A 26061-nucleotide genomic window follows, 5' to 3' on the forward strand; every position below is an offset into this window, starting at 1 on the left:
CCGGCCCGCCCCTGGTCACGACGCCCGCCAGGGACACGCGCGAGTTTACATCCGCTGCGGCACTCGATCTTCGTGTGGGTCGAACCCTGCGCGGGTGGCGTCGCGTTCAGGCACTGTCCCGGCGGACCCGGATCGACTGGGCCTGGCCAGGTCAAACAGTTACTGAGCGTGGACTACCCCGACGCCGAGACCGTGGTGCTGGTGATGGACAACCTCAACACCCACAACATCGCCTCGTTGTACGAGGCGTTCGAACCGAAGAGGCATTCGCCCTGGCCCAACGCCCGGATCCACCACACGCCCAAGCACGGGTCATGGCTCAACATCGCCGAGATCGAACTCTCCGCACTGACCCGGCAATGCCTCGACCGCCGGATCAGCGACCTCGACACCCTCAACACCGAACTCTCAGCCTGGCAGAACGCCACCAACACCGACCAGCGTCAGGTGAACTGGCAGTTCACCACCCACGACGCACGCATCAAACTGCGCCACCTCTATCCCAAAAACTAGCCGCGACAGTCTACTAGGGCAGCGGGCCCAGGAAGCGGATGTGGGGTCCTTCGTCGGGGCCGGTGGCGGTGACGGTGGCCCGTACGCCGTAGACGTCGGCGATCAGGGACTCGGTGAGGACGTCGTGCGGGGTCCCGGCGGCCACCACGCGGCCCTGCCGCAGTACGACGAGTCGGTCGCAGTACATGGCGGCGAGGTTCAGGTCGTGCAGGGCGACGACGCTGGTCAGACGGAGTTCGCGGATCAGGGTCAGCAGGGCGAGCTGGTGCTGGATGTCGAGGTGGTTGGTGGGCTCGTCCAGGAGGAGTTCGCTCGGCTCCTGGGCGAGGGCGCGGGCGATCTGGACCCGCTGGCGCTCACCGCCCGACAGGGTGTGCCAGGACCGGCGGGCCTTGTCGGCCAGACCCGTGCGGGCCAGGGCCGTGCGGACGGCCTCCTCGTCGGCTCGCGAGGCGGGCGACCACGCTCGGCGGTGCGGGACACGGCCCAGCCGTACGGCGTCCTGGACTGTCAACTCGACCTGGGTGTCAGCCTGTTGGGCCACAACGGCGATCCGCCGGGCGACCGCCCGGCGGCCCACCCGGTCCAGTGGACGGTCGTCGAGGGTGACGACCCCCGAGGCGGGCGCGAGGACCCCGGCGAGCAGACGCAGCAGGGTGGACTTGCCCGAGCCGTTGGGGCCGAGCAGACCGGTGACGGTGCCGGGCCGGGGCGCCACGCTGACCCCGTCCAGGATCAGCGTGCCGTCGGCGGTCCGGGACACCCGCTCGGCGCGCAGCCCGGGGGAGGCGCTGGAGGCGGTGTCGGTCATCGGGCGCTCCTGGTCCGGTACATGATGGCAACGAACGCCGGGACGCCGATGAGGGACGTCACCACCCCGACCGGCACCTCCTGCGGGTCCAGGACGGTACGGGCGAGGGTGTCGACCCACACCAGGAACACGGCCCCGGCCAGTGCGGAGGCCGGCAGGAGCCGACCGTGGCCGGAGCCGGTCAGTGCGCGTGCGGCGTGCGGCAGCACCAGGCCGACGAAGCCGATGGCCCCCGCCGAGGCGACCAGGGCGGCCGTGAGCAGGGCGGTGGCGCACAGCAGGACGAGCCGGACGCGGGCCACGGAGACGCCGAGCGAGGCCGCCGCGTCCTGCCCGAACGCGAACGCGTCCAGCGCGTGGCTGTGCCCCAGGCAGACCAGCAGCACCGCCACCAGCACCACCAGGCACACCGTCACATCCGTCCAGTCGGCACCGCTGAGCGAGCCGAGCAGCCAGAACAGCACCGCGCGGGTCGTCTCGGCGTCGGCCGCGGTCATCACGATGAAGGAGGTGAGCGCGGAGAACAGTTGCATGGCCGCGACCCCGACCAGCACCACCCGGTCGGTGGTGCCGCCGAGGGTGTGGCTGAGCAGCAGCACGAGGCCGAAGGAGGCCACCGCGCCCAGGAACGCGCCGCCGGAGACCGACAGCGCGCCGCCTCCCGCGCCGAGCACGACGACCACGACCGCGCCGGTCGACGCGCCGGAGGAGACACCGAGCACGAAGGGGTCGGCGAGCGGGTTGCGCAGCAGGGACTGCATCACCGCGCCGCACACGGCCAGTCCGGCCCCGCACACGGCGGCCAGCAGGGTGCGCGGCAATCGTAGGTTCCACACGATGCCGTCCCGGATGGGCGTCAACTCCGTGTGCCCCCAGCCGAGATGGGCCACCACCGTGGACCAGACGTCGACCACATCGATGTCGGCCGGCCCGATGGTGATCGCGAGGGCGACGGACAGACACAGCACCGCGCCCCCGGCCGACCATGCCGACCCCCACCACAGCCCCCGACCGACGGCTCCCGCCGCAGCCGCCCGGCGCGCCACGGCAGGGGCCGACGTTCCGGTCACCTCGTCGGCCACCGGTTGCGTGTCGGCCACCGGTTTCGTGTCGGGTTCCGGGGCCGTCATCCCGTGAGGCCGTACTCGCGCAGCGCAGTCGCGAGCTTCTCCACGCCCTCGACGGTGCGGATCGTGGGGTTCATGGCCTGGCCCGGCAGCCTTACGTACCGCTTCTCGCGCACCGCCGTCATGTTCCGGGTGACCGGGTCGGACTCCAGGAACTCGATCTTCTTCGTGGCGGTCTCGGCCGTCTGCTGCTTGCGGACCAGGTCCCCGATGACGAGGACGTCCGGGTCGCGGTCGGCGACGGTCTCCCAGTTGACCTGGGGCCACTCCGCGTCGGTGTCGTCGAAGACGTTCTTCGCGCCCAGTTCACGGGTGATGATCCCGGGGGCGCCGCAGCACCCGGCGAGGTACGGGGACTGGTCATTGGCGAACCAGTACAGGACGGTGACCCCACGCGCGTCGAGTCCGGCGGTCGCCTTCCTGACCCGGGACCTCAGCTCGGCCACCAGCTTCTCGCCGCGCTCCTCGACCCCGAAGATCCGGGCCAGATCGCGGACTTCGTCGTAGACCGTCTCCATGGTCAGCGGCTCGGTGCGGACGCCGTCGCCGTCCCCGCTGTTGTCCTTGCCCACACAGTCCGACGGCGACAGATACGTGGGCACGCCGAGCTTCTCGAACTCCTCCCGGGTCGCCACCCCGCCCTTGCCGAGCGTGGAGGCGAACGAGGAGACGACGAGGTCGGGTTCGGCGTCGAGGACCTTCTCGAAGGAGGGCGCGTCATCGGCGAGCCGGGGCACCTTCGCGTTGGCCTTCTCGAGCCCCTTCGGCAGCGGATCGGTCCAGGTGGCGGTGCCCACCACACGGTCGGCGAGCCCGAGGGAGAGCAAGATCTCGGTCGTGCCCTGGTTGAGGGAGACGGCGCGCTCGGGCGGGCTGTCGACCCGCACCTCGCGCCCGCAGTTGTCGAGCGTCACCGGATGACCGGCGGATTCGCCCGGCACCGGACCGCGGCCCGGCGACGCTGTGGAACCGGAGCCCCCGCAGCCGGTCAGTACCAGGGCACCGGCGGTCAGGAACAGGACGGCATGGCGGACGGGGCGTGCGAGCGGCACGGGACTTCCTTCGGCGTCGAGGGCTCATGCGCGAAGCCCGGTCGTACGGTGCTTCCCCGGGCACCCCTCGGTGCCGGGGACCGCCAGCAGGTCTTCGGACTCGGGGTCACCCGGACGAGACGCCTTCCCGGACCGCGATCGTGACCGCCGTCCAGTGGCTGTTGTCCCGCCCGTCACCCTCACCGCTGCGCGTCAGCTCCGGATTCACACCGGATTCCCTGACCCGTACGCGCACTGCTGTGTGCGCACATGGGTTCGACTGGCGTCGGCAAGCTATCACACGCGCTTCCGAGGACCCGTCAGGTCGCGGGCTTCCAGCCCGGGAGCGTCGGCAGGACCTTCTCGGCGACACGGAACAGCGCCGCGTCGTCCGGAATCTGGGAGTCCTGGCGGTAGATGACGAGTTCGAAGGTGCTGCCGCTGTCCTTCGGGTCGGTCGCGACCAGCAGCTGCCGGGCGACGCCGCCGGGAGCGGACTCCGGGTCGCTGCCGTCGAGGCGGAACGAGATGCCGATGGTCCGGCCCGAGTACAGGGCCGCCGTGTGTCCGAGGACCTTCCTGGTCTCGGCGCCGGAGCCCAGATAGCCGACCGCCTCGGCGACCGGGAGGTCCTCGTACGATGCCGAGAGCTCCACGGTGTACGTGTCGAGTTCGACGGTCGCCTCGGGGGTGACGGTCTTGGTGCCGTCGAACCAGGTGGACTCGTTCTCGCTGCCCGAGGCGATGACCGCCTGCTCGGTGGGCGTCCCGAGGAGCTCCGGCAGGTCGGCGCGGTTCAGCGCGGTGCACAGCTGTGCACCGGAGACCTTGCCTGGTGCCGCCGGAGTGGGGTCGGCCGACGACGACGAGCAGACGGCCGGCTCCCGGGCCTCGGGGGTCGTGTCGAGGAGGTCGCCCAGCAACCACAATCCGCCCAGCAGTACACCGACGGTCGCCACGGCCGAGACCACCTGGCCGCCCGTACTCATCTCCTTCGCCGAGCCGCGTCGCGCACCGGCCCCGGGACCCGTTTCCGGATCGGCCCCATGCCCCGTCGCCGGAACCGCTGCCGAGTCCGCTGCCGAGTCCGTTTCCGTATCCGCTCTCGAACCCGCTCCGGAATCGGCGAAATCGTCGGCCATGTCCCCCGTGCCCCCACCTTGATGTGCACACGCCTGACGCGCGCCGGGGGAGCCTAACCGGTGATCGTCGCGAGGGGGAAACGATATTCCGCGCAGGCGTGAAGCAGGGCTCCCGAGGGGAGACCGAGACCCGGTGCGCGCCCTGCCCGGGGGCCGTAGCGGTCCACGAGAGGAAGGAACGCCATGTCCGTGCAGGACTCTCCCTCGGTGTCGCCGTCGTCGGCACCGGCCGGATGGGCGCCGACCATGTGCGCAGGATCTCCGAGGTGATCAGCGGCGCCCATGTGGCGGCCGTCGTCGACCTCGACACCGACCGGGCCCGGGCGATCGCCGAAGGCGTCGAGGGGTGCGCGGCCTGCGGCGACACCCCCGAGGCACTGGCCGCCCCCGGCGTAGGCGCCGTCCTCGTCGCCTCACCGGGCCCCGCGCACGAGGCGGACGTGCTCGCCGCCCTCGCCCACGACCTGCGTGTGCTGCGTGAGAAGCCCCTAATGGGAGTTGCCGGGTCCAGGTGGGCTTCATACGCCGCTGCCAGGTGCGGGCCGAGGCCGTCTGCGAGGACGGCACGGCCCGCATCGGCGACGGACACGACATGCTCGTCAACGCGGCGGGCCGCTGGGGCGGCACCGTCACGCCGAGCTGCCGCGAACGGTTCGAGGACGCCTACGGCCGACAGGTCCAGGCCTGGGTGGACGCCACCCGGCGCGGCGAGGTCACCGGACCCGGCACCTGGGACGGGTACGCCGTCGCCGCGGTCTCCGAGGCGGCCGTCCGCGCTCAGACCGAGGGCGTCCGCACGGAGGTGGAACTCGTCGAACGCCCCGCCCTCCCCAGCTGACCGACGGACGTCGACCATCGCCCCCCCGGGGGGACCCGTCAACGCCGTCACCGTCACAGACATGTGATGTCTCACCTCGGATCAACCGGTATCCAGTGGCGCAAAACAGAAAAATGGCATTGCCCTGCAAGGCTATTCATCACTGTGTGACCGTTGACAGTGATGGTCCGCATGCCTGAGGTTCGTGGTTATGTCGCAATCGATCAGCAGGCGCACGTTGATGGCCGGTGCCACGGCCGTCGTCGCGGCCACCGGGGCCGACGACGCGTTCGCGGCCGGGGGTTCACCGACCGCCCCGAGGGCCTACACCCCGACCTGGGAGTCCGTGAACCGGCACCCCGCCGCCCCCGAGTGGTTCCGGGACGCCAAGTTCGGCATCTACTTCCACTGGGGGGCGTTCAGCGTCCCGGCGTACGACAGCGAGTGGTATCCGCGCAACATGTACAACCCTGAGGAGCGGGCCCATCGGCACCACGTCGCCACGTACGGGGACCCGGCCGACTGGCCGTACCACCGGTTCATCGACGGGGCCGACGATCTCGCGGGCCGCCATGTGGAGTTCGCGCCGAAGCTCAAGTCGGCGGGCGGGAACTTCGACCCCGACGAATGGGCCCGGCTCTTCGTCGACGCGGGCGCGCGGTTCGCCGGGCCGGTGGCCGAGCATCACGACGGCTACTCGATGTGGGACAGCCGGGTCAACGAGTGGAACTCCGTGGCCAAGGGGCCGCGCCTGGACCTGCTGAAGCTCTTCACCGACGCCATCCGCGCCAGGAAGCTGAGGCTCCTGGTCGCCATGCACCACGCGTACAACCACACCGGCTTCTTCGAGTTCGCGCCCCCGCAGTCCGACCCCAGCCTCAAGAAGCTGTACGGGCAGTTGAGTCCGGAGGCGGAGAACCAGCTCTGGTACGACAAGCTCAAGGAGGTCGTCGACCGGTCCCGGCCCGACATCCTGTGGCAGGACTGGCGGCTCGACCACATCGACGAGACGCGGCGGCTGAACTTCCTGTCGTACTACTTCAACCAGGCCGACAAGTGGGGCAAGGAGGTCGTCGCCACCTACAAGGACGGCTTCAACAGCCATGGTTCGGTGTTCGACTACGAGCGCGGCGGCCCCGCCGACCTCACCGCGCCCTACTGGCTGACCGACGACAGCATCTCCGACTCCAGCTGGTGCTACACCGAGGGCATCGGCTACTACTCGCTCGCGCAGATGCTGCACTCGTTCGTCGACCGCGTCAGCAAGAACGGCACCGTGCTGCTCAACATCGCTCCGCAGGCCGACGGCACCATCCCGCAGGGCCAGCGCGACCTCCTGCTCGGCATCGGCGACTACCTGAAGCGCTTCGGCGAGTCGATCTACGGTACCCGCGCCTGGACCGCGTACGGCGAGGGGCCCACCAAGATGGGCGGCGGCTCCTTCACCCGGCCCACCGCCGGCACTCCGCAGGACATCCGCTTCACCCGGAACAAGGCGGGCACCGTCCTGTACGCGACGGTCCTCGGCTGGCCCGGCCGTTCGCTGACGCTCAGGACGCTCGGCTCGGACCGGATCGACCTGGACTCGCTGGCCTCGGTACGCCTCCTCGACGCCACGGCCGGTACGTACATCGACCTCGACACCCCGGTCCAGGGACCGACCGGACTGAAGGTGACCCTTCCCCCGACGGCCCCCTTCGAGGCCCCCGCCTACGTCCTCAAGTTCCGCTTCTCCGGCCGGATCCCGGTCCTGCGGCCCGCCACCGGAGCCCTGGTCTTCGAGGACAGCCGCTACCGCGGTGACGGCGCCGTCCTGGCCCTCGGCGAACACACGGCCGAACAGCTCGGCCTCGCCGGCCTGGCGCCGGGCACCCTCGCCTCCCTGAAGCTCGCCCCGGGCCACGAGCTGGTCGGCTACTCCGGCGACGACTTCACCGGCAGGTCGTGGACGTTCACCGAGGACACCGCACGGGTCCGGAACCGGATCACCTCGCTGAAGGTGACGCTCGCTCCGTCCGCCTGGTTCCGGATCACCAACGTCACCAACGGACTCGCCCTGGACGGCGGGGGAGACGTCCCCGTCGGCGCCGACCTGAAGCAGGGGACGTGGGACGGCTCCACCGGCCTGCAGTGGCACGCCGTGTACGTCGGCGACGGCTACTACAAGCTGGTGAACCGGGCCAACGGCCTGGTCGCCGACGGCCGCGGCGCCACCGGCGAGGGCGCTCCCGTGAAGCAGGCGGTCTGGCACGGCGGCCCCGACCAGCAGTGGCTGATCACCCACCGCGGCGACGGCCGCCACTCCCTCGCCAACCGCACCACGAAACTCGTCCTCGACGGCGGCGGGAACGTCCCCTCCGGTTCGCCCGCCAAACAGTGGACCTGGGGCACCAGCACCAACCTTTTGTGGACCTTCACCGAGGTCTGACGCCCGCTCACGCCCGGTCGGACAGATCGAGCAGCACCTTGGAGGCGACCGTACGGTCCCGAGCGGTCTCGAAGGCGGCGACGGACGCCTCCAGCGGGAAGGTGTGCGTGACGACCGGATCGACAGGGAGGCCCTGGGCCAGCAGGGACAGGGCCTCGTCGAACTCGGTGTCGAAGCGGAAGGAACCCCGCAGCTCCAGCTCACGGGTGACCGCCACATTGCCGAGGTCGTCGGGCCGGTCCGCCCGTGCGGTGGCGGTCGCGCCCACCTCGGTCGCGATCCGCAGCGGCATTGCGTGCAGATCGCAGGCGACGACCTCGGCGGCGCCCGCGTGCCGCAGGGCCGCCACGACCAGACAGCCGAGTGGACAACACACGCGTGCATGGGGGCTCCTTGGGGCATCGGCGGGGTCTCAGGACGGACAGCATGCCGCCGTCGACGTACAGCAGCCGGCCGTTCACGAAGTCGGAAGCGGGGGAGGAGAGGAACAGCAGGGCACCGACCAGGTCCTCCACCCTGCCCCGGCGTCCGCCCGCGCACCCAGGAGCTGAACTCCTCGTCGGCGACCAGCGCGGAGGTCGGCTCGGTGTCGAAGGAGCCGGGGCCGATGCCGTTGACCTGGATGCCGTGCGGCCCGAGGTCGGCGCACATGCCCTTGGTCAGCATCTTCAGGCCGCCCTTGGTCGCCGCGTAGGGCGCGATGCCGGGGCGTACCGCCTCGCTCTGCAGCGAGCAGATGTCGCGCCCCGACGGCACCGTCTTCGCCGCCCTGTCCACCGCCGCGCCCGCCTTCCGCCGCAGCATGGACGACCTGGTCGCCATGGTGCCGCTGCTGCGGTCGGCGGCGGCCGAGCTGGGCTTCCGGCTGCCGATCCGTTGACCGGAGCTCCCCGTCCGGGGTGAACTGCCTTGCTGTGGCGGTGAGTTCACGGCGGAGAGGGCTGACGGACATGGGAGAGCCGGACCGGAGGCGCACAGGACCGCTCGACGGGAGGACCGCGCTGGTCACCGGGGCCGGCACCGGCATCGGCCGGGCGACCGCCCTGATGCTCGCCGAGGAGGGCGCGACCGTGGTCCTGGTCGGACGACGGCCCCATGTCCTCGCCGAGGTGGCCGCCGTCGTCGCGGACGCCGGGGGCACGGCGTTCGCCCACCCGGCCCACGTCGAGGACGCCGACGAGGTGCGGGAGCTGATCCGCTGGACCCGGGAGACGGCCGGCCCCGTGGACGTCCTCGTCAACAACGCCGGTGCGGCCGGCCGGGTCGGTGACGTCCGCCGGCTCGGCGAGGACGAGTGGCATGCCGTGGTCGACGTCAACCTCACCGCGGTCTATCTGCTCACCCGGGCCGTCCTCCCGGACATGCTGGAGCGCGGGGGCGGCTCGATCATCACGATCTCCTCGCTCGCCGCCGTACGGCCCACGCCCCTCGGCGGAGCCCCCTACGGCGCGGCGAAGGCGGGCGTGCGCAACTTCATGGCCTATCTGCGCAACACCTACGGCGACGACCTGGTCCGGGCCACCTGCGTCCTGCCGGGCGAGGTCGACACCCCGGTCCTGGACAGCCGCCCGGACCCACCGAGCGTGCAGCGACGGGCCGCCATGGTGAGACCGGAGGACGTGGCCCGCGCCGTCGTGCTGTGCGCCACGCTCCCCGCGCGCACGGTCGTCGAGGAACTCTTCATCGCCCCCACGCGGTCGGGGCGGCCGGCGGGCCGACCGGGGTGAGGGCCGCCGCGGCCGTCTTGAACATCGGCTGCTCAGGGGCCGGGTCCCAGGCGGTGAGGGTGGTCTCGTTCGCCGCACGGGGCGGTGACTTCTCGTCCGGGTCGATCCCGGAGGGCGTGTCCCAGTAGCCGTGGTGGAACGGCGCTCCGCGGGCGGGCGGGTGCCCGGGCACGGGGTCGGCCGGCGGCGGCCGGGGTGCACGCGAAACGACCGGGCCGGCCCCGTGAGGAGCCGGCCCGGTCGCTGTGCTCGGGTCGATCGGACCAGGTCGGTCCAGAGGACCTGGTCCGATCGGATCGGGACGATCAGACCAGGTCGAACCGGTCGAGGTCGGAGACCTTGGCCCAGGCCGCGACGAAGTCCTTCACGAACTTCTCCTTGGCGTCGTCGCTCGCGTAGACCTCGGCGAGGGCACGGAGCTCGGAGTTGGAGCCGAAGACCAGGTCGGCGCGGGTGCCGGTCCACTTGACCTCACCGGTGTCCGCGTCACGGCCCTCGAAGAAGGTCTGGTCGGCGGAGGTGGACTTCCAGGTCGTGCCCAGGTCGAGCAGGTTGACGAAGAAGTCGTTGGTGAGCACGCCCGGGGTGTCGGTGAAGACGCCGTGCGTGGACTGGGCGTGGTTGGCGCCCAGGACGCGCAGACCACCGACGAGGACCGTCAGCTCGGGGGCGCTCAGCGAGAGCAGGTTCGCCCGGTCGATCAGCAGGTACTCGGCGGGCAGGCGGTTGCCCTTGCCCTGGTAGTTGCGGAAACCGTCGGCCGCAGGCTCCAGCGCCGCGAACGACTCGGCGTCCGTGTGCTCCTCGGTCGCGTCCACCCGGCCCGGGGTGAAGGGCACCTCGACCGGGTACCCGGCGTCCTTGGCGGCCTTCTCAACCGCGGCGGCACCGCCGAGGACGATCAGGTCGGCCAGGGAGACCTTCTTGGCACCGGAGTTGAACTCCGCCTGGACGCCCTCCAGGACGCTCAGGACGTGACGCAGGTCGTCCGGGTTGTTGACCTCCCAGCCGCGCTGGGGCTCCAGGCGGATCCGGGCACCGTTGGCGCCGCCGCGCTTGTCGCTGGAGCGGAAGGTGGAGGCCGACGCCCACGCGGTGGACACCAGCTGCGAGACCGACAGACCCGAGGCGAGCAGCTTGGTCTTGAGCGCCGCGATGTCGGCGGCGTCGATGATCTCGCCCTCGGCCGCCGGCAGCGGGTCCTGCCAGATCAGGGTCTCCGCCGGGACCTCCGGGCCGAGGTACAGCGACTTCGGGCCCATGTCACGGTGGGTCAGCTTGAACCAGGCGCGGGCGAAGGCGTCCGCGAACTGGTCGGGGTTCTCGTGGAAGCGCTTGGAGATCTCGCCGTAGATCGGGTCGAAGCGCAACGAGAGGTCGGTGGTGAGCATCGTGGGGAGCTTCTTGGCGTCGCTGTGGGCGTCGGGGATGATCGCCTGCGCGTCCTTGGCCACCCACTGGTTGGCGCCGGCGGGGCTCTGGGTGAGCTCCCACTCGTAGCCGAAGAGGATGTCGAAGAAGTCGTTGCTCCACTGGGTCGGCTTGGTGGTCCAGGTGACCTCCAGGCCGGAGGTGATGGCGTCGCCGCCCTTGCCGGTGCCGTAGGTGGACTTCCAGCCGAGGCCCTGCTGCTCCATGGTGGCGGCCTCGGGGTCGTCGCCCACGTTGTCCGCGGGGCCGGCGCCGTGGGTCTTGCCGAAGGTGTGGCCACCGGCGATGAGGGCGACGGTCTCCTCGTCGTTCATCGCCATGCGACGGAAGGTCTCACGGATGTCGCGGGCCGCGGCGAGCGGGTCCGGGTTGCCGTTGGGGCCCTCCGGGTTGACGTAGATCAGACCCATCTGGACGGCGCCGAGCGGGTTCTCCAGCTCGCGGTCGCCGCTGTAGCGCTGGTCGTCCAGCCAGGTGGTCTCGGGACCCCAGTAGACGTCCTCGTCGGCCTCCCACACGTCGGCGCGGCCGCCGGCGAAGCCGAAGGTCTCGAAGCCCATCTGTTCCAGGGCGACGTTACCGGTGAGGATCATGAGGTCGGCCCAGGAGATGGCCTGGCCGTACTTCTTCTTCACCGGCCACAGCAGACGGCGGGCCTTGTCCAGGTTGCCGTTGTCCGGCCAGCTGTTCAGCGGCGCGAAGCGCTGCTGGCCGCGACCGCCACCGCCGCGGCCGTCGTGGATGCGGTAGGTGCCGGCGCTGTGCCAGGCCATGCGGACCATCAGCGGGCCGTAGTTGCCGAAGTCGGCGGGCCACCAGTCCTGCGAGGTGGTCAGCACCTCCGCGATGTCCTGTTTCACGGCCGCGAGGTCGAGGTTGTTGAACGCCTCGGCGTAGTCGAACGACTCACCGAGGGGGTTCGCGACGACCGGGTCCTTGGCGAGGATCTTCAGGTTGAGCCGCTCCGGCCACCACTGACGGTTCCCGCCGCCCTGGGTCGGGTGCGCGGCGCGCCCGTGAGCGACCGGGCAGCCTCCCGTCTCCTCGGGCTTCGCGTCGGTGACGATCGCGTCGTGGTTCTCAGTCATGGGAGTCCTTCCGGAACTGGTGGATCACGGTGCTGAACTGCTGGCTTCGGAACATGGGGGGCACAGGCCCCAGTAGATGACCTCGGCCTCGTCGATCGCGAAGCCGCGGTCGTCGGAGGCGGTCAGGCACGGGGCGTGCCCGACCGCGCAGTCGACGTCGACCACGACACCGCAACTGCGGCACACGAGGTGGTGGTGGTTGTCCCCGACGCGCCCCTCGTACAGGGCCGGGCTGCCGGGTGGTTCGAGGCGGCGTACGAGCCCCGCGCCGGCGAGCGCGTTCAGGGCCTCGTACACGGCCTGGAGCGAGATGTGGCCCACGCGATCGCGCACGCCCGCGGCGATCGCTTCGACGCCGAGGTGGTCGCCGTCCCGGACGGTCTCGAGCAGCGCCACGCGCGCGGCCGTCACCCGCAGGCCGGCACCGCGCAGCTCCTCGGCGGTGTTCGGGGGCTGGGATGCGGTCATGGCGACCAACCTACCCCCATAAACACGAACAGTTCAAGAAAACGAACCAACCAAGTTTCAGTGGTGTGCCGGCCACCGTCCGTAGCCGCTCAGGCAGGGCCCCCGAACCCCGCCCACCTGCGGCTGGGGCGATCGAATCAGCCCAAGGTGAGCAGCAGGATCGCGATCACGGCTCCGACGAGCCCTGCCGTCTGCCGGAAGTTCACCCGTTCGTGGAGCAGGGTCAGTCCGAGGACCGTGGGCACGGCCGGATACAGGGACGCCAGGACGACCACCACGGACACCATCTGCCGCTGGGCCGCCCAGAGGTAGAGGAGCAACGCGAGCGCGGCCCCCGCCCCGATGGCCACCGCCGACGCCCACACCGCCGCCGCTGCCGGAACCGTCCGGCCCGCCGCCACAGCCCGGGACGAGCAGGAGCACCGCCGCCGCCCGCCCCGCCACCACCGGCCACACCCGCTGCCCGTACCGGCCTGGGCCAGCCCGAGGTACTGCACCGCCACCCCCAGGCCGGCGACCAGCCCGTCCAGGGCCCCCGGCCGGTTCCGCCCGGTCGTCGGGCCCTCCGCCGTACGACACCAGCCACGGCGCCGACACCGTGACGCAGATGCCCAGCCACGCCGCGGCGGCGGGCCGGTCACCGAGGAGGACGACCCCGCACAGCACGGACAGCGCCACCCCGGTGAGCGCGCTGACCGGCACCACCACGGTCATGGCGCTCCGGCTCAGCCCCCGGTTGAGATACGTCATCGCGATCCCGCTCCCGACCCCGGAGAGCGCACCCCAGCCCGCCGACCAAGTCGACGATGCCGTACAGCGCGGCGGACGTGAGCGCGAGAAAGGCGGCCATGGGTCCGTGGGTGCCCGAAGGGAGCCGGTCCATGGTGCATCGCGACGGCAGGAGGGGTACTCGGAAGCGGTCCCGGTTCCGCCCGAGGAGGTGTCCCCGGATGAGTCCCGTCGAGCACGCGAGCCCCACGAAGGCCCGCTCACCGGGCCCGCGGGCCTACGACGCCGAGCCGTTCCTCCCGAGCCGCGGCGGGCTCCCCGCCCACCGCACGGCCGCGGCCGACTGCCGGGGCTGTCCCCTGTACGAGGACGCCACGAGGACCGTCTTCGGCAAGGGGGACGGGTCCGCCCGGCTCCTGCTCGTCGGTGAGCAGCCGGGGGACCAGGAGGACCGGCAGGGCGAGCCCTTCGTGGGCCCCGCCGGGCGGCTGCTGCGGCGCGCCCTCGACGAGGCCGGGATCGACTGGGACACGACCTATGTGACCAACGCGGTCAAGCACTTCAAGTTCACCCGGCCCCCGGGCGGCGGCAAACGCCGGATCCACAAGGCGCCCGACCTGCGTGAGGTCGCCGCCTGCCGCCCCTGGCTGCTCGCCGAACTCCGCCTCGTCCGGCCCGAGATCGTGGTGGCCCTCGGCGCCACCGCCGGCAAGGCACTGCTCGGCGGCTCGTTCCGGGTCACCAAGGACCGCGGCACACTGCTGCCCCTGCCCACGGACGGGTCGCCGGGGCCGTACGTGGTCGCCACCCTGCACCCCTCCGCCGTACTCCGCGCCGACGACCGCGACGCCGCCTACGCGGGACTGGTGTCCGACCTCAGGGTGGCCGCCGAGGCGCTGGCCAACACCTCCTAGTCCCGGCCGCCGTCCCCGGTCACCAGGACCACCTCCAGGGTGCGCGGGCCGTGCACGCCCTCCACCCGGTCCAGTTCGATGTCGCTGGTGGCGGACGGGCCCGAGATCCACGTCAACGGGCGGGCCGGGTCGAGGAGTTCGAGTGCCTGCGGCACCGACGACACGACCTGATCCGGTACACGGACGACGCAGACGTGATGGTCGGGCACGAGCGTGATCCGGCGGCGGCCCTGGCCGGGGGAGCCGTCCAGCACGATCGTGCCGGTCTCGGCGATGGCGAGGGCGCAGGCCGTGACGACACTGTCGACCCGGTCCAACTCGTGCGCGGTGCTCTCGCCCCGGTCCGGTACCCGCGTCAGATCGGTCGCCGACAGCCAGTCCTCGCGCAGCCCCGACGGCACCAGCACAGAGTTGGAGCCGTGCGCGCGCAACAGCCCGGCGATCACCTGCGCGAGCCCTGCCGCGTCGGTGCGGTGGACGAGCGCCCGGTAGTCCGCCAGGTTCTCCGCCAGCAACTCCACCGTCTCGTCGGCGCTCAGCCGGCCGTGCTCACGGAGATAGTCCCGTTGCACGGCCCGCTCGTACGGAATGTCGTCCCGTCGTACGTCGGCGAGGGCGCGTCGCACCCGGCCCAGGATCAGATCCCTGCTGCTCATTTCACGTCCTCCTTGCCGCCGTTGGTCCGCTGCCACCAGTCCCGGAACGGCTCGGCGGGCAGCGCGGGAAGGTCCCGGGTGCCGCTCCAGGCCCTGCCGGGGCCCGGCAGGGTACGGGGGTGGAAGCGGCGCGTGTGGGACGCGAGCCGCTGCCCGGTACGCAGCGCGCCGGGGTGGCTGAACGCCCACCGGGCCGCGCGCATCGCCGCCCGCTCGGCCGCGTGCCCCTTCGCGGGCTTGAGCACGACCTTGTTGCCGCCTTCCGTCACCGGGCCGCCCTGCGCCACCCGCTCCCGCAGGTGCACCAGCACCTCCGGGATGTCGATGGCGACCGGACACACCTCGTAGCAGGCGCCGCACAGCGACGAGGCGTACGGCAGCGAGGAGTCGATCTCGCTTCCCGTGCCCCGGAGTTGAGGGCTGAGGATGGCGCCGATCGGGCCCGGGTACACCGAGCCGTAGGCATGGCCGCCCGCCCGCTCGTACACCGGGCAGACGTTGAGACAGGCCGAGCAGCGGATACAGCGCAGGGCCTGCCGGCCGACCTCGTCGGCGAGCGTGTCGGTGCGGCCGTTGTCGATGAGCACGAGGTGGAAGGTCCCCGGCCCGTCCTCGTCGGTGGTGCCCGTCCAGGTCGAGGTGTACGGGTTCATGCGCTCGGCCGTGGAGGAGCGGGGCAGGGTCTGCAGGAACACCTCCAGGTCCTGCCAGGTCGGCACGATCTTCTCGATGCCGACGACCGAGATCAGGGTCTCGGGGAGGGTGAGGCACATCCGGCCGTTGCCCTCGGACTCCACGACCACCAGCGTGCCCGTCTCGGCGACCATGAAGTTGGCGCCGGAGACACCGACCTTGGCCCGCAGGAACTTCTCCCGCAGATGCAGCCGCGCCGCCTCCGCCAGCTCGGCGGGCGTGTCGGACAGACCCTCGGGGGCCGGGCGGCCCCACTCGCTCATCTCGCGCGTGAAGATGTCCCGGATCTCGCCCCGGTTGCGGTGGATCGCCGGGACCAGGATGTGCGAGGGCCGGTCCTTGCCCAACTGCACGATGAGCTCGGCGAGATCGGTCTCGTAGGCGTGGATGCCCTCGGTCTCCAGCGCCTCGTTCAGCCCGATCTCCTGCGTGGCCATCGACTTGACCTTGACGACCTCGCTCTCGCCGGTCGCCTTGACGAGATACGTGACGATCCGGTTGGCCTCGTCCGCGTCGGCGGCCCAGTGGACCGTGCCGCCCGCCGCCGTGACCGACTCCTCCAACTGCACGAGATATCGGTCGAGATGACGGAGCGTATGGTCCTTGATCTGTTTGCCCGCCTCGCGCAGCGCGGCCCAGTCGGACACCTCCGCGACCGCGTTGGCGCGTTTGGCGCGGATGGTGTGGGTGGCGTGGCGCAGATTCCCGCGCAGGGTCTCGTTGCGCACGGCCTCGTGCGCCGCCTTCGGGAACGCAGGCATCCCGAGATACGTCCCGCTCATACCAGCGGCTCCTCTTCCGTGCTCGCCAGGATCTCCGCGATGTGGACGGGCCGCAGCTCCGTCCGCAGCCGGGTCATCGTGCCGCCGAGGTGCATCAGGCACGAGTTGTCGGCCGCGCACAGCACGTCCGCGCCCGTCGACTCGGCGTTGCGCACCTTGTCCGCGCCCATCGCCGCCGAGACATCGGAGTTCTTCACGGCGAACGTGCCGCCGAAGCCGCAGCACTCGTCCGCGCCGGGCAGCTCCACCAGTTCCAGCCCCTTGACGGCCTGCAGCAGCCGCCGGGGCCGCTCGCCGAGACCGAGGCTCCGCAGCCCGTGGCAGGTCGGGTGGTAGGTCACCTTGTGCGGGTAGTACGCGCCGACGTCCGTCACGCCCAGCACGTTCACCAGGAACTCGGTCAGCTCGTACGTCTTCGGCACGACCGGGGCCAGCGTCCGCGCCAGACCGTCCCCGCGCCCCTCGGCCCGGGCCCGCTCACCCATGCGCGGATACAGCTCCCGCACCATCGCCCCGCACGATCCGGACGGCGTCACGATCGCCTCGTACTCCCGGAATACATCGGAGAACTGCCGGGCCAATGGCTCGGCCTGCCGTCGGTACCCGGTGTTGTAGTGCGCCTGTCCGCAGCAGGTCTGACCCATCGGGAAGTCGACGTCCACACCCAGCCTGGTCAGGAGTTTCACCACGGCGCGGCCGGTGTCCGGATAGAGCGTGTCGTTGACACAGGTCAGGAACAGAGCGACACGCATCGCGGCTCCTTGAGGGTCGGTCATCGGATGAGTGCAGAGTACGACGTGCGAACGCGAAGGGCGAGAGGCCCCCCGTGACGATCGGCGGACACGGGGCCGTCGCGAGGCGGCTGATCCGCGCGCTGATCTCGCCGGCGGAGTTCCCGCCGGGGAGTTCCCACCGGGGAGTTCCCGCCGGGGGAGGCCCGCTCACCTGCCGGCGAGCCGGTCCTCCGCCGCGCGCCAGGCCGCCGGGTCGCCCTGCGGCTCGTACCGCACCAGCGGCTGGGTGCGGGCGAGGAGTCGCCGCATCGAGGCCCGGTCGCCGACCAGACCGTGGGTGCGGGCCTGGACGAGGACGTTGCCGAGGGCCGCCGCCTCCGCCGGCCCCGCCACCACCGGCAGCCGGCAGGCGTCGGCGGTGAGTTGGCAGAGCAGCGCGTTACGGGTGCCACCGCCCACGATGTGGACGACGTCGACGGGGTGGTCGGCCAGCGCCTGGGCCTCGGCGACGGCCCGCCGGTGGGCGAGGGCCAGCGAGTCGAGGATGCACCGGGTGATCTCGGCGGGTGACTCCGGGACGGGCTGCCCCGACTCCCGGCACGCCTCGGCGATCCGCTCGGGCATCCGCCCGGGCGCGAGGAACGCCGAGTCCCCGGCGTCCACCACCGACCGCAACGCGGGCACCGTCGCGGCCTCCCGCAGCAGTTCGCCGAGATCCGGGTCCCCCCACTCCCGTACGCACTCCTGGAGCAGCCACAGCCCCATGATGTTCCGGAGGTAACGGACCGTGTCGTCGAGCCCCAGCTCATTGGTGAAGTTGGCCGCCCGGCTCGCCTCGGTCAGCACCGGGGCCTGAAGCTCCAGGCCCGCCAGCGACCAGGTGCCGGTGCAGATGTACGCGAACCGTTCCCCGGTCGCCGGCACGGCCGCCACCGCCGAGGCGGTGTCGTGCGAGCCGACCGTCGTCACCGGGACCGGACCGGAGAGCCCCGTGGCCTGAAGCACCTCGGGCCGCAGCAGGCCCGCCGGATCACCGGGCCGCCGCAACGGTGCGAACAGGCCGAGGTCGATGCCGAGCCGATCCGCGACGTCCCGCGACCAGTCACGGGTCCGGGGGTCGATCAGCTGGGTGGTGGACGCGTTGGTCAGCTCGGTGCCCGGCTCCCCGGTCAGCCAGTACGTCAGCAGATCCGGGACGAGCAACAACCGCTCGGCATGGGCGAACTGCGCGGACGACCGGGCGGCGACCAACTGGTACAGCGTGTTGAACGGCGCGTACTGCAACCCGGTCGCCGCGTACAGCTCGGCGGCGGGCACGGTCGTCCACACCTTCTCCGCGACACCCTCGGTGCGGGCGTCCCGGTAGTGCACCGGATTGCCCAGCAGGGCACCGTCCGCGTCCAGCAGCCCGTAGTCGACGGCCCAGCTGTCGATGCCGACGGAGTCGACCCGTCCATCGCTGACGACACCGGCCGTCCTCAGTCCGTCCAGGACGCCCGCGTACAGCGACAGCACGTCCCAGCGCAGCCCCTCGGGCGTTCGCACCGGCCGGTTCGGGAACCGGTGCGCCTCGACCAGCTCCAGCGAGTCCCGCCCCGCGCGGCCGACCATGACACGCCCACTGGAGGCACCCAGGTCGACCGCCGCGTACGACTTCACGGCCCCGCTCGCCGGAGTCCCGCTCATGGCGTGCGTACTCATCGGAGGAAGGCGGCGGCCACGCCGGCGTCGACCGGGACATGCAGCCCGGTGGTGTGTGTCAGCTCCCCGCCGGTCAGCGCGAACACCGCGTTCGCCACGTGCTCCGGCAGCACCTCGCGCTTGAGGATGGTCCGCTGGGCGTAGAACTCGCCGAGCTTCTCCTCCTCGATGCCGTAGGTCGCCGCGCGCTGGGCACCCCAGCCGGCCGCGAAGATCCCCGAACCCCGCACCACACCGTCGGGGTTGACCCCGTTGACGCGGATGCCGTGCTCACCCAGCTCGGCCGCGAGCAACCGCACCTGGTGCGCCTGGTCGGCCTTGGTCGCGGAGTAGGCGATGTTGTTGGGGCCGGCGAAGACGGCGTTCTTGGAGGCGATGTAGACGATGTCGCCGCCCAGACCCTGCGCGATCATCACCCGCGCCGCCTCGCGCGACACCAGGAACGACCCGCGGGCCATGATGTCGTGCTGCAGGTCCCAGTCCTTGGCCGACGTCTCCAGCAGCGGCTTGGAGATCGAGATGCCCGCGTTGTTGACGACGAGATCGACACCGCCGAAGGCCAGCGCGGCGGCCTTGAAGGCCTCCCCGATCTGCCTCTCGTCCGTCACGTCGACGGTCACGGCGACGGCCTTGTCCGCCCCGCCCAGCTCCTCGGCGACGGCGGCGGCGTTCTCGGCGTTGAGATCGGCGACGACCACACACGCGCCCTCGGCCACGAGCCGGTGGGCGATCGCCTTGCCGATCCCGCTGCCCGCACCGGTCACCAGCGCCACCCGGGTCGCCAGCGGCTTCGGCTTCGGCATGCGCTGGAGCTTGGCCTCCTCCAGCGCCCAGTACTCGATGCGGAACTTCTCCGACTCCTCGATCGGCGCGTACGTCGACACCGCCTCGGCGCCCCGCATCACGTTGATCGCGTTGATGTAGAACTCGCCGGCCACCCGTGCCGTCTGCTTGTCCTTGCCGAAGCTGAACATGCCCACGCCCGGGATCAGCACGATCGCGGGGTCGGCGCCGCGCATCGCGGGGGAGTCGGGCTCGGCGTGCCGCTGGTAGTAGGCGGCGTACTCCTCGCGGTACTCGGCGTGCAGTTCCTTCAGCCGGGCGATCGCCGCGTCGAGGTCGGCGCTCGGCGGAAGGTCCAGCACGAGCGGGCGGACCTTGGTCCGCAGGAAGTGGTCGGGGCAGGAGGTGCCCAGGGCGGCGAGGCGGGGGTGCTCGGCGGCGGCCAGGAAGTCGAGGACGACCTCGGAGTCGTCGAAGTGCCCGACCTGAGGCTTGTCCTGCGAGGCGATGGCCCGGATGTGCGGGGCGAGGGCCGCGGCCCGCTCCCGGCGCTCCGCGCCGTCCAGCGCGGTGTACCCCTCGACGACGGGCCCGAACGGCTCGGCCTTCCCCTTCTCTTCCAGGAACCGCTCGGCCGTGCGAATGATGTGCAGCGAGTTCTTCTCGCACTCCTCGGCGGTGTCGCCCCAGGCGGTGATCCCGTGCCCGCCGAGCACACAGCCGATGGCCCCCGGGTTCTCCCGCTTCACGGCGGCGATGTCCAGACCCAGCTGGAACCCGGGCCGCCGCCACGGCACCCACACCACGCTGTCCCCGAAACACTCGGCGGTCAGCTTCTCCCCGTCGGCCGCGCAGGCCAGCGCGATCCCGGAGTCGGGATGCAGGTGATCCACGTGGGCCGCGTCCACCAGCCCGTGCATCGCGGTGTCGATCGACGGCGCCGCACCGCCCTTGCCGTGCAGGCAGTAGTCGAACGCGGCCACCATCTCGTCCTCGCGGTCGACCCCCGGGTAGACGTCGACGAGCGCCCGCATCCGGTCCAGCCGCAGCACGGCGAGCCCGGCCTCGGTCAGCGTGCCCAGGTCGCCCCCGGACCCCTTCACCCACATCAGCTCCACGTCACCGCCGGTGACGGGATCGGTGTCGGTCCCCTTGGCGGACGCGTTGCCACCGGCGTAGTTGGTGTTCCGCGGATCGGCACCAAGCCGCCGGGACCGGGCGAGCAGAGCTGCGGCTTCGGGATGGGTTGCCATGTGCGATCAATCCTTACGGTGAGATTGGGTAGGGGGTTCAGCTCGGGGGTCGGGGGCGCGTTGCCGAGTGCAGGTGGGGTGGGGCTTCTCGCGCGGTTCCCCGCGCCTGGCAGAGGGCGCGGGGAACCGCGCGCGAACCAACCCGCAGCCCGCATCCGACGGAACTCGGCAGACGAAGCGCGGCATCGGCTTCAGCTCGGCGCAGCGATCACGCTCCCCACCCGCCTGCTCCCACCGACCCGCTCCTCGACGATCTTCGACGCCCACCCGGACCGCCGGTACGCCCCCAGAGGATCGGGATCCAACCCCATCTCCTCCCGCACTTCACGAAGCAACGGCCGTACATCCGTGTTGTACGCGTCCATCACGACCGCATTCGCCTCCAGCACATCCCCCTCCCGCTGAGCAACAGCAAGGGCCCCCCGGTCCACCAGGAGCGCCTTCGCCGTGGCCTCCTGCACGTTCATCACCGAGCGGATGATCGCGGGGATCTTCGCCTCGATGTTGTGGCACTGGTCGAGCATGAACGCGACCTCGGGAGTGAACCCGCCCCCACGCACGACCTCGTACATGATCCGGAACAGCTGGAACGGGTCCGCGGCGCCCACCATCAGGTCGTCGTCGGCGTAGAACCGCGAGTTGAAGTCGAACGCGCCGAGCTTCCCCTCGCGCAGCAGCGTGGCCACGATGAACTCGATGTTGGTCCCCGGCGCGTGGTGGCCCGTGTCGACCACGACCTGCGCCTTCGGCCCGAGCTTGAGGCAGTGGGCGTAGGCGGTGCCCCAGTCCGGCACATCGGTCGTGTAGAACGCGGGCTCGAAGAACTTGTACTCCAGCAGCATCCGCTGGTCGTCGCCGAGCCGCTCGTAGACCTCGGCGAGCCCCTCGGCCAGCCGGTCCTGGCGTCCGCGGATGTCGTCCTGGCCGGGATAGTTCGTCCCGTCCGCGAACCACAGCTTCAGATCGCGCGACCCGGTCGCGTCCATGATGTCGACGCACTCCAGCAGGTGGTCGACGGCCTTGCGGCGGATCGCCGCGTCCGGGTGGCAGATGCTGCCCAGCTTGTAGTCGTCGTCCTGGAAGGTGTTGGAGTTGATGGCGCCCAGCTTCACGCCGCGCTCCTGCGCGTGCTTCGCCAGCGCCGCATAGTCCTCGACCTTGTCCCAGGGGATGTGCAGCGCCACGGTCGGTGCCACGCCGGTGAACTCGTGGACCTTGCCGGCGTCGTCCAGCTTCTCCCAGGGATTGCGGGGGACACCCGCCTGGGCGAACACCTTGAAGCGGGTTCCGGAGTTTCCGTACGCCCACGACGGCGTCTCGACGGCCTGTGTCTTGAGGGCGGCCTTCACCGCGGCGAGCTCGGTCACGTCAGGGCTCCTACCGGCTTTGTTGTCTGAAACGATTCAGCACCGGAAACTATGAGTGGCTCGCCGGACTGTCAACCCCTCAGGTCAATACCGTTCTCCGTGACCGGGTTGTGACCTCTTCTGTCGAAAGAATTTCGACCGGAACCCATTGACGCGACCTGCGTGTGGTGCCTAACGTCCCGGCAACCTAGTTGAAACCTTTCACGACGCCCTGGCACAGCCCCTCAGCCAGCCACAGGCCGTCGTCGAGGAGCCCCCATGACCCACCCGTCCGACACGGGTCCGGCCCCCGTTCTCGCGCTGAAGGGCGTTTCCAAGTCCTTCGGCGCCGTACGCGCCCTGCGGGACGTGTCCCTCGAACTGTTCCCGGGCGAGGTGCACGCACTCGCCGGGGAGAACGGCGCGGGCAAGTCGACCCTGATCAAGAGCCTCGCCGGGGTGCACCGACCGGACTCCGGCCAGGTGCTCCTCGACGGCGAGCCCACCGTCTTCCACGGCCCTGCCGACGCACGGGACGCGGGCATCGCCGTCATCTACCAGGAGCCCACGCTCTTCCCCGACCTCTCGATCGCCGAGAACATCTTCATGGGCCGCCAGCCGCGGCGCGCCTTCGGCCGCATCGACCACAAGGCCACCCATGCGGCCACCCTGGCGCTGATGCAACGGCTCGGTGTCGAGCTCGACCCCGACCGCCCCGCGCGCGGCCTGTCCATCGCCGACCAGCAGATCGTCGAGATCGCCAAGGCGCTCTCCTTCGACGCCCGCGTCCTGATCATGGACGAGCCGACGGCGGCCCTCACCGGCAGCGAGGTGGCCCGGCTCTTCGGTGTCGTCCGCACCCTGCGCGAGCAGGGCTCCGCCGTCCTCTTCATCTCCCACCGTCTGGAGGAGATCTTCCAGATCTGCCAGCGCGTGACGACCCTGCGCGACGGCGCCTGGATCTCCAGCGAACCACTCGACGGCATGACCGAGGACGACCTGGTCCGCCGCATGGTCGGCCGCGACCTGGACGAGCTCTACCCCAAGCAGGAGGTCGAGCCGGGCGAAGTCGCGCTGAGCGTGCGCCGGCTGACCCGCGAGGGCGTCTTCACCGATGTCTCCTTCGAGGTCCGCCGGGGCGAGATCGTCGGCCTGGCCGGCCTCGTCGGCGCCGGCCGTACGGAGGTCGCACGGGCCGTCTTCGGCATCGACCGCTGGGACGCCGGCGAGGTCGACATCGACGGCAAGGCGCTCACCAACGGCGCCCCCTCCACCGCCATGGCCGCCGGGCTCGCCCTGGTCCCCGAGGACCGCCGCGCCCAGGGCCTGGTGATGGACATGTCCATCGAGCGCAACATCGGCCTCACCGGACTCCGTACGACCGTCAGGGCGGGCCTGATGGACCGGGGCGCCGAGCGCAGCCGTTCCCTCGACTGGGCGGTCAAGCTCCAGGTCAAGTACGCCCGGATCGCCGACACCGTCAACACCCTGTCCGGCGGCAACCAGCAGAAGGTCGTCCTCGCCAAGTGGCTCGCCACCGGCCCCAAGGTACTGATCGTCGACGAGCCCACCCGGGGCATCGACGTCGGCACCAAGGCCGAAGTGCACCGCCTGCTCAGCGAGTTGGCCGCCGACGGCGTGGCCGTGCTGATGATCTCCTCCGACCTGCCCGAGATCCTCGGTATGGCCGACCGCGTGCTCGTGATGCACGAGGGCCGGCTCACCGCCGAGATCCCTCGCTCCGAAGCCACCGAGGAATCCGTGATGGCCGCAGCCACCGGGAGGGCCGCCGCATGACGGTGACCACCCCTCAGAACACCCCCGTCGCCGAGGTGCCCAAGTCCAGCGGCACCCGGCTCGTGGACCGCGTCTTCAAGATGCGCGAACTCGCCATCCTGGTCGTCTTCCTGGTGATGATCGTCGTCACCCAGCTGGGCAACAGCGAGTTCCTCACCGAGCAGGGCATCAAGGACCTGCTGCTCAACGCGACCATCCTGGTGCTGGTCGCCGTCGGCCAGTCACTGGTCGTCATCACCCGCAACGTCGACCTGTCGGTCGGCTCCACCCTCGGCATCAGCGCCTTCGCCGCCGGTATCTACCTTCAGGGCGGCGGCAACGCGTTCGTGGCCGTGCTCCTGGCGGTCCTGATGGGCGTCGGCTTCGGCCTGCTGAACGGACTGCTCGTCAGCCTCGGCCAGGTGCCCGCCCTCGTCGTCACCCTCGGCACGCTCTACATCATCCGCGGCATCGACTCCATCTGGGTCGGCTCCCGGCAGATCGTCGCCGCCGGACTCCCGGACGGGTTCATCGACTTCGGCTCCGGCGGCATCTACGCCGTGCCCTACCTCGCCCTGATCGCAGTGGCGGTGCTGGTGGCCACGGCGTACTACCTGAAGCACTTCGGCAGCGGCCGCGAGCTCTACGCGCTCGGCTCCAACCCGGAGGCCGCCCGCCTCGCCGGCATCCCGGTCCGCAAGCGGATCCTGGTCGCCTACACCTTCTGCGGCGCCCTCGCCGGCCTCGCCGGCGCGCTCTACCTGGCCCGCTTCGGCAACGTCGACTCCAGCACGGGAAACGGCTACGAGCTCACCGTCGTCAGCGCCGTCGTGGTCGGTGGTGTGGTCTTCACCGGCGGCTCCGGCAGCGTCTACGGCGCGGCGCTCGGCGCCCTGCTGCTGACCTCCATCAACAGCGTGCTGCCCGCCCTCGGCGTCAGCTCGGTGTGGGTGCTCGCGATCAACGGCATCCTGCTCATCCTCGCCATCGCCGTGGACCGCGTGGTCGCGGTCCGGGTGGCGACCGCCCTGAAGAAGAGGAACGCCCGCCATGGCTGACTCCACGCTGTCGCGTGCTGTGCGCTGGTCCGCCTTGAAAAGGTGGGATTCCGCCGTCGGCGCCCTTCTCATCGTCGTGCTCCTGCTGTCCTTCAGCACCGTCGACGGCTTCGGCAACGCGCTCAACCTGTCCTTCCTCATCGGCAACACCCTGCCGATCGCGCTGGTCGCCCTCCCGATGACCCTCCTCGTGGTCTCCGGCGAGATCGACCTGTCGGTCGCCTCCACCGCCGGTCTCTCCGGCGCGGTGATGGGCGCCCTGTGGAACCAGGGCATGACCATCGAGACGATCATCCCGATCTGTCTGGCCCTCGGTGTGGTCTGCGGACTGATCAACGGCCTGCTGGTCACCAGGCTCGGCCTGTCCTCCCTCGCCGTCACCATCGGCACCCTCGCCGCCTACCGGGGCATCGCGCAGATCGTCCTCGGCTCCGACGCGGTCACCGACTTCCCCACCCAGTACCTGGACTTCGCGGCCGGCCGGATCGGTGACAGCTTCGTCCCGCAGGCCTTCATCCCCTTCCTGGTCCTGCTCGTGATCGCCGTGATCGCCCTGCACGCCACCCCCTTCGGCCGCTCGGTCTTCGCGACCGGAGCGAGCGAGGAGGCCGCCCGGTTCGCCGGCATCCGGGTCAAACGGCAGAAGCTGATCCTCTTCACGGTGACCGGTCTGATGGCCTCCCTCACCGGCATCTTCTGGGCCCTGCACTACGCCAGCGCCCGCTACGACAACGCCACCGGCCTCGAACTCTCGGTCGTCGCCGCCGTACTGCTCGGCGGTATCGACTTCGACGGCGGCAAGGGAACGCTCGGCGGCGCGATCGCCGGCGTGTTCCTGCTCGGCACCCTGCAGAACGTCATGAGCCTCCAGGACGTCTCCGCCCAGTCGCAGATCGTCGTCACCGGCGTCCTGCTCGTCCTCTCCGTGCTCGGCCCCCGGGTCGCACGCCAGATCTCCGTCGCCAGGGCCGGCCGCAGAGCCGCCTCGGTGCCGGCCACGAAGGCGCCCACACCAGCCCCGTGAACGGCTGGACCCCCACCGCCGACTCCGTA

General features: G+C 71.0%; 21 protein-coding genes, 4 pseudogenes and 1 riboswitch. Of the genes and pseudogenes, 9 read left to right on the forward strand and 16 right to left on the reverse strand.

Annotated elements, in window-relative coordinates; translation table 11 throughout:
* Positions 1–168 precede the first annotated feature (168 nt).
* Complete coding sequence (locus tag E4N62_RS40765) at positions 169–513, forward strand: transposase (RefSeq protein ID WP_230222916.1); 345 nt, start codon at positions 169–171, stop codon at positions 511–513.
* A gap of 13 nt (positions 514–526) precedes the next feature.
* Here the strand turns inward: E4N62_RS40765 and E4N62_RS40770 are convergent, their stop codons facing one another.
* The 4 genes from E4N62_RS40770 to E4N62_RS40785 all read right to left on the reverse strand — a co-directional run bounded on the left by E4N62_RS40770 (position 527) and on the right by E4N62_RS40785 (position 4471).
* Positions 527–1324: an ABC transporter ATP-binding protein gene (locus E4N62_RS40770; protein WP_230222918.1), complete on the reverse strand. Its 798-nt coding sequence runs from the start codon at positions 1322–1324 to the stop codon at positions 527–529.
* Entirely contained in the window at positions 1321–2370 is a 1050-nt protein-coding gene (locus E4N62_RS40775) for a FecCD family ABC transporter permease (protein WP_374117208.1), read from the reverse strand. The genes E4N62_RS40770 and E4N62_RS40775 overlap by 4 nt, the downstream gene beginning before the upstream one ends.
* 80 nt (positions 2371–2450) lie before the next feature.
* Positions 2451–3503, reverse strand: coding sequence for an ABC transporter substrate-binding protein (locus E4N62_RS40780; RefSeq protein ID WP_230222920.1), 1053 nt, complete (start codon positions 3501–3503; stop codon positions 2451–2453).
* A gap of 88 nt (positions 3504–3591) precedes the next feature.
* Positions 3592–3723, reverse strand: a riboswitch (cobalamin riboswitch).
* A 79-nt stretch (positions 3724–3802) separates the two neighbouring features.
* A complete protein-coding gene (locus E4N62_RS40785) occupies positions 3803–4471 on the reverse strand; it encodes a DUF6215 domain-containing protein (RefSeq protein ID WP_230222922.1) in 669 nt (222 codons plus the stop codon).
* 386 nt (positions 4472–4857) lie between these two features.
* Here E4N62_RS40785 and E4N62_RS40790 point away from each other — a divergent pair.
* Positions 4858–5462 (forward strand): annotated as a pseudogene (locus E4N62_RS40790) (Gfo/Idh/MocA family oxidoreductase).
* A gap of 190 nt (positions 5463–5652) precedes the next feature.
* Positions 5653–7869, forward strand: coding sequence for an alpha-L-fucosidase (locus tag E4N62_RS40795; RefSeq protein WP_230222924.1), 2217 nt, complete (start codon positions 5653–5655; stop codon positions 7867–7869).
* Positions 7870–7876: 7 nt separating this feature from the next.
* Here the strand turns inward: E4N62_RS40795 and E4N62_RS40800 are convergent, their stop codons facing one another.
* Positions 7877–8245: a hypothetical protein gene (locus E4N62_RS40800; protein ID WP_230223238.1), complete on the reverse strand. Its 369-nt coding sequence runs from the start codon at positions 8243–8245 to the stop codon at positions 7877–7879.
* A gap of 37 nt (positions 8246–8282) precedes the next feature.
* Positions 8283–8610, reverse strand: a pseudogene (locus E4N62_RS40805) (SDR family oxidoreductase); the annotation flags it as partial.
* On the opposite strand from E4N62_RS40805, the gene E4N62_RS40810 reads away from it, so the two are divergent.
* Positions 8570–8749: a hypothetical protein gene (locus tag E4N62_RS40810; protein WP_230223240.1), complete on the forward strand. Its 180-nt coding sequence runs from the start codon at positions 8570–8572 to the stop codon at positions 8747–8749. The pseudogene E4N62_RS40805 and the gene E4N62_RS40810 overlap by 41 nt on opposite strands.
* A gap of 70 nt (positions 8750–8819) precedes the next feature.
* The gene (locus tag E4N62_RS40815; protein ID WP_230222926.1) at positions 8820–9596 is read left to right on the forward strand and encodes an SDR family oxidoreductase; all 777 of its coding nucleotides are present in this window, start codon (positions 8820–8822) and stop codon (positions 9594–9596) included.
* Here the strand turns inward: E4N62_RS40815 and E4N62_RS40820 are convergent.
* The 4 genes and pseudogenes from E4N62_RS40820 to E4N62_RS49010 form a co-directional block, all read right to left on the reverse strand.
* Positions 9550–9738: pseudogene (locus tag E4N62_RS40820) on the reverse strand (hypothetical protein); the annotation flags it as partial. The gene E4N62_RS40815 and the pseudogene E4N62_RS40820 overlap by 47 nt on opposite strands.
* 163 nt (positions 9739–9901) lie before the next feature.
* Entirely contained in the window at positions 9902–12115 is a 2214-nt protein-coding gene (gene katG, locus E4N62_RS40825; protein ID WP_230222928.1) for a catalase/peroxidase HPI, read from the reverse strand.
* A gap of 24 nt (positions 12116–12139) precedes the next feature.
* Positions 12140–12583, reverse strand: a complete 444-nt coding sequence (locus E4N62_RS40830; RefSeq protein WP_184902585.1) for a Fur family transcriptional regulator — start codon at positions 12581–12583, stop codon at positions 12140–12142.
* A 137-nt stretch (positions 12584–12720) separates the two neighbouring features.
* The gene (locus E4N62_RS49010) at positions 12721–13080 is read right to left on the reverse strand and encodes an EamA family transporter (RefSeq protein ID WP_230222930.1); all 360 of its coding nucleotides are present in this window, start codon (positions 13078–13080) and stop codon (positions 12721–12723) included.
* Positions 13081–13533: 453 nt separating this feature from the next.
* Here E4N62_RS49010 and E4N62_RS40840 point away from each other — a divergent pair, with 453 nt between their 5' ends.
* Positions 13534–14226 (forward strand): UdgX family uracil-DNA binding protein, encoded by a 693-nt coding sequence (locus tag E4N62_RS40840; RefSeq protein ID WP_230222932.1) that lies wholly within the window; start codon positions 13534–13536, stop codon positions 14224–14226.
* Here the strand turns inward: E4N62_RS40840 and E4N62_RS40845 are convergent.
* From E4N62_RS40845 to rhaI, 6 genes and pseudogenes are all read right to left on the reverse strand, one after another.
* Positions 14223–14882: a lactate utilization protein C gene (locus tag E4N62_RS40845; protein WP_230222934.1), complete on the reverse strand. Its 660-nt coding sequence runs from the start codon at positions 14880–14882 to the stop codon at positions 14223–14225. The two genes, E4N62_RS40840 and E4N62_RS40845, sit on opposite strands and share 4 nt — an antisense overlap.
* Positions 14879–16357 carry a LutB/LldF family L-lactate oxidation iron-sulfur protein gene (locus E4N62_RS40850; protein ID WP_230222936.1) on the reverse strand — a complete coding sequence of 493 codons (1479 nt, stop codon included), beginning with the start codon at positions 16355–16357 and terminating at the stop codon, positions 14879–14881. Before E4N62_RS40850 ends, E4N62_RS40845 begins: the two co-directional genes overlap by 4 nt.
* Positions 16354–17109: a (Fe-S)-binding protein gene (locus tag E4N62_RS40855; protein ID WP_230222938.1), complete on the reverse strand. Its 756-nt coding sequence runs from the start codon at positions 17107–17109 to the stop codon at positions 16354–16356. Before E4N62_RS40855 ends, E4N62_RS40850 begins: the two co-directional genes overlap by 4 nt.
* 189 nt (positions 17110–17298) lie before the next feature.
* Positions 17299–18777, reverse strand: coding sequence for a rhamnulokinase family protein (locus E4N62_RS40860; protein WP_230222940.1), 1479 nt, complete (start codon positions 18775–18777; stop codon positions 17299–17301).
* Between the two features lie 11 nt (positions 18778–18788).
* The gene (locus tag E4N62_RS40865) at positions 18789–20828 is read right to left on the reverse strand and encodes a bifunctional aldolase/short-chain dehydrogenase (RefSeq protein WP_230222942.1); all 2040 of its coding nucleotides are present in this window, start codon (positions 20826–20828) and stop codon (positions 18789–18791) included.
* Between the two features lie 208 nt (positions 20829–21036).
* Positions 21037–22195 (reverse strand): annotated as a pseudogene (rhaI, locus tag E4N62_RS40870) (L-rhamnose isomerase).
* A gap of 258 nt (positions 22196–22453) precedes the next feature.
* On the opposite strand from rhaI, the gene E4N62_RS40875 reads away from it, so the two are divergent.
* From E4N62_RS40875 to E4N62_RS40885, 3 genes are read left to right on the forward strand one after another with little or no spacing between them, the layout of a single operon-like run.
* Complete coding sequence (locus tag E4N62_RS40875; protein WP_230222944.1) at positions 22454–23971, forward strand: sugar ABC transporter ATP-binding protein; 1518 nt, start codon at positions 22454–22456, stop codon at positions 23969–23971.
* A complete protein-coding gene (locus E4N62_RS40880; protein ID WP_230222946.1) occupies positions 23968–25008 on the forward strand; it encodes an ABC transporter permease in 1041 nt (346 codons plus the stop codon). The genes E4N62_RS40875 and E4N62_RS40880 overlap by 4 nt, the downstream gene beginning before the upstream one ends.
* Entirely contained in the window at positions 25001–26032 is a 1032-nt protein-coding gene (locus tag E4N62_RS40885; protein WP_230222948.1) for an ABC transporter permease, read from the forward strand. Before E4N62_RS40880 ends, E4N62_RS40885 begins: the two co-directional genes overlap by 8 nt.
* Positions 26033–26061 lie beyond the last annotated feature (29 nt).

Origin of the sequence: Streptomyces sp. MNU76 (assembly GCF_020982545.1) — a bacterium.
GTDB lineage: Bacteria > Actinomycetota > Actinomycetes > Streptomycetales > Streptomycetaceae > Streptomyces.

Bases quoted from the DNA above. Each gene is read 5' to 3' on its own strand.
- E4N62_RS40770 (WP_230222918.1), bottom strand. From the start codon at position 1,324: ATGACCGACACCGCCTCCAGCGCCTCCCCCGGGCTGCGCGCCGAGCGG.
- E4N62_RS40785 (WP_230222922.1), bottom strand. From the start codon at position 4,471: ATGAGTACGGGCGGCCAGGTGGTCTCGGCCGTGGCGACCGTCGGTGTA.
- E4N62_RS40795 (WP_230222924.1), top strand. From the start codon at position 5,653: ATGTCGCAATCGATCAGCAGGCGCACGTTGATGGCCGGTGCCACGGCC.
- E4N62_RS40810 (WP_230223240.1), top strand. From the start codon at position 8,570: ATGCCGGGGCGTACCGCCTCGCTCTGCAGCGAGCAGATGTCGCGCCCC.
- E4N62_RS40815 (WP_230222926.1), top strand. From the start codon at position 8,820: ATGGGAGAGCCGGACCGGAGGCGCACAGGACCGCTCGACGGGAGGACC.
- katG (WP_230222928.1), bottom strand. From the start codon at position 12,115: ATGACTGAGAACCACGACGCGATCGTCACCGACGCGAAGCCCGAGGAG.
- E4N62_RS40830 (WP_184902585.1), bottom strand. From the start codon at position 12,583: ATGACCGCATCCCAGCCCCCGAACACCGCCGAGGAGCTGCGCGGTGCC.
- E4N62_RS40840 (WP_230222932.1), top strand. From the start codon at position 13,534: ATGAGTCCCGTCGAGCACGCGAGCCCCACGAAGGCCCGCTCACCGGGC.
- E4N62_RS40845 (WP_230222934.1), bottom strand. From the start codon at position 14,882: ATGAGCAGCAGGGATCTGATCCTGGGCCGGGTGCGACGCGCCCTCGCC.
- E4N62_RS40850 (WP_230222936.1), bottom strand. From the start codon at position 16,357: ATGAGCGGGACGTATCTCGGGATGCCTGCGTTCCCGAAGGCGGCGCAC.
- E4N62_RS40855 (WP_230222938.1), bottom strand. From the start codon at position 17,109: ATGCGTGTCGCTCTGTTCCTGACCTGTGTCAACGACACGCTCTATCCG.
- E4N62_RS40860 (WP_230222940.1), bottom strand. From the start codon at position 18,777: ATGAGCGGGACTCCGGCGAGCGGGGCCGTGAAGTCGTACGCGGCGGTC.
- E4N62_RS40865 (WP_230222942.1), bottom strand. From the start codon at position 20,828: ATGGCAACCCATCCCGAAGCCGCAGCTCTGCTCGCCCGGTCCCGGCGG.
- E4N62_RS40875 (WP_230222944.1), top strand. From the start codon at position 22,454: ATGACCCACCCGTCCGACACGGGTCCGGCCCCCGTTCTCGCGCTGAAG.
- E4N62_RS40880 (WP_230222946.1), top strand. From the start codon at position 23,968: ATGACGGTGACCACCCCTCAGAACACCCCCGTCGCCGAGGTGCCCAAG.
- E4N62_RS40885 (WP_230222948.1), top strand. From the start codon at position 25,001: ATGGCTGACTCCACGCTGTCGCGTGCTGTGCGCTGGTCCGCCTTGAAA.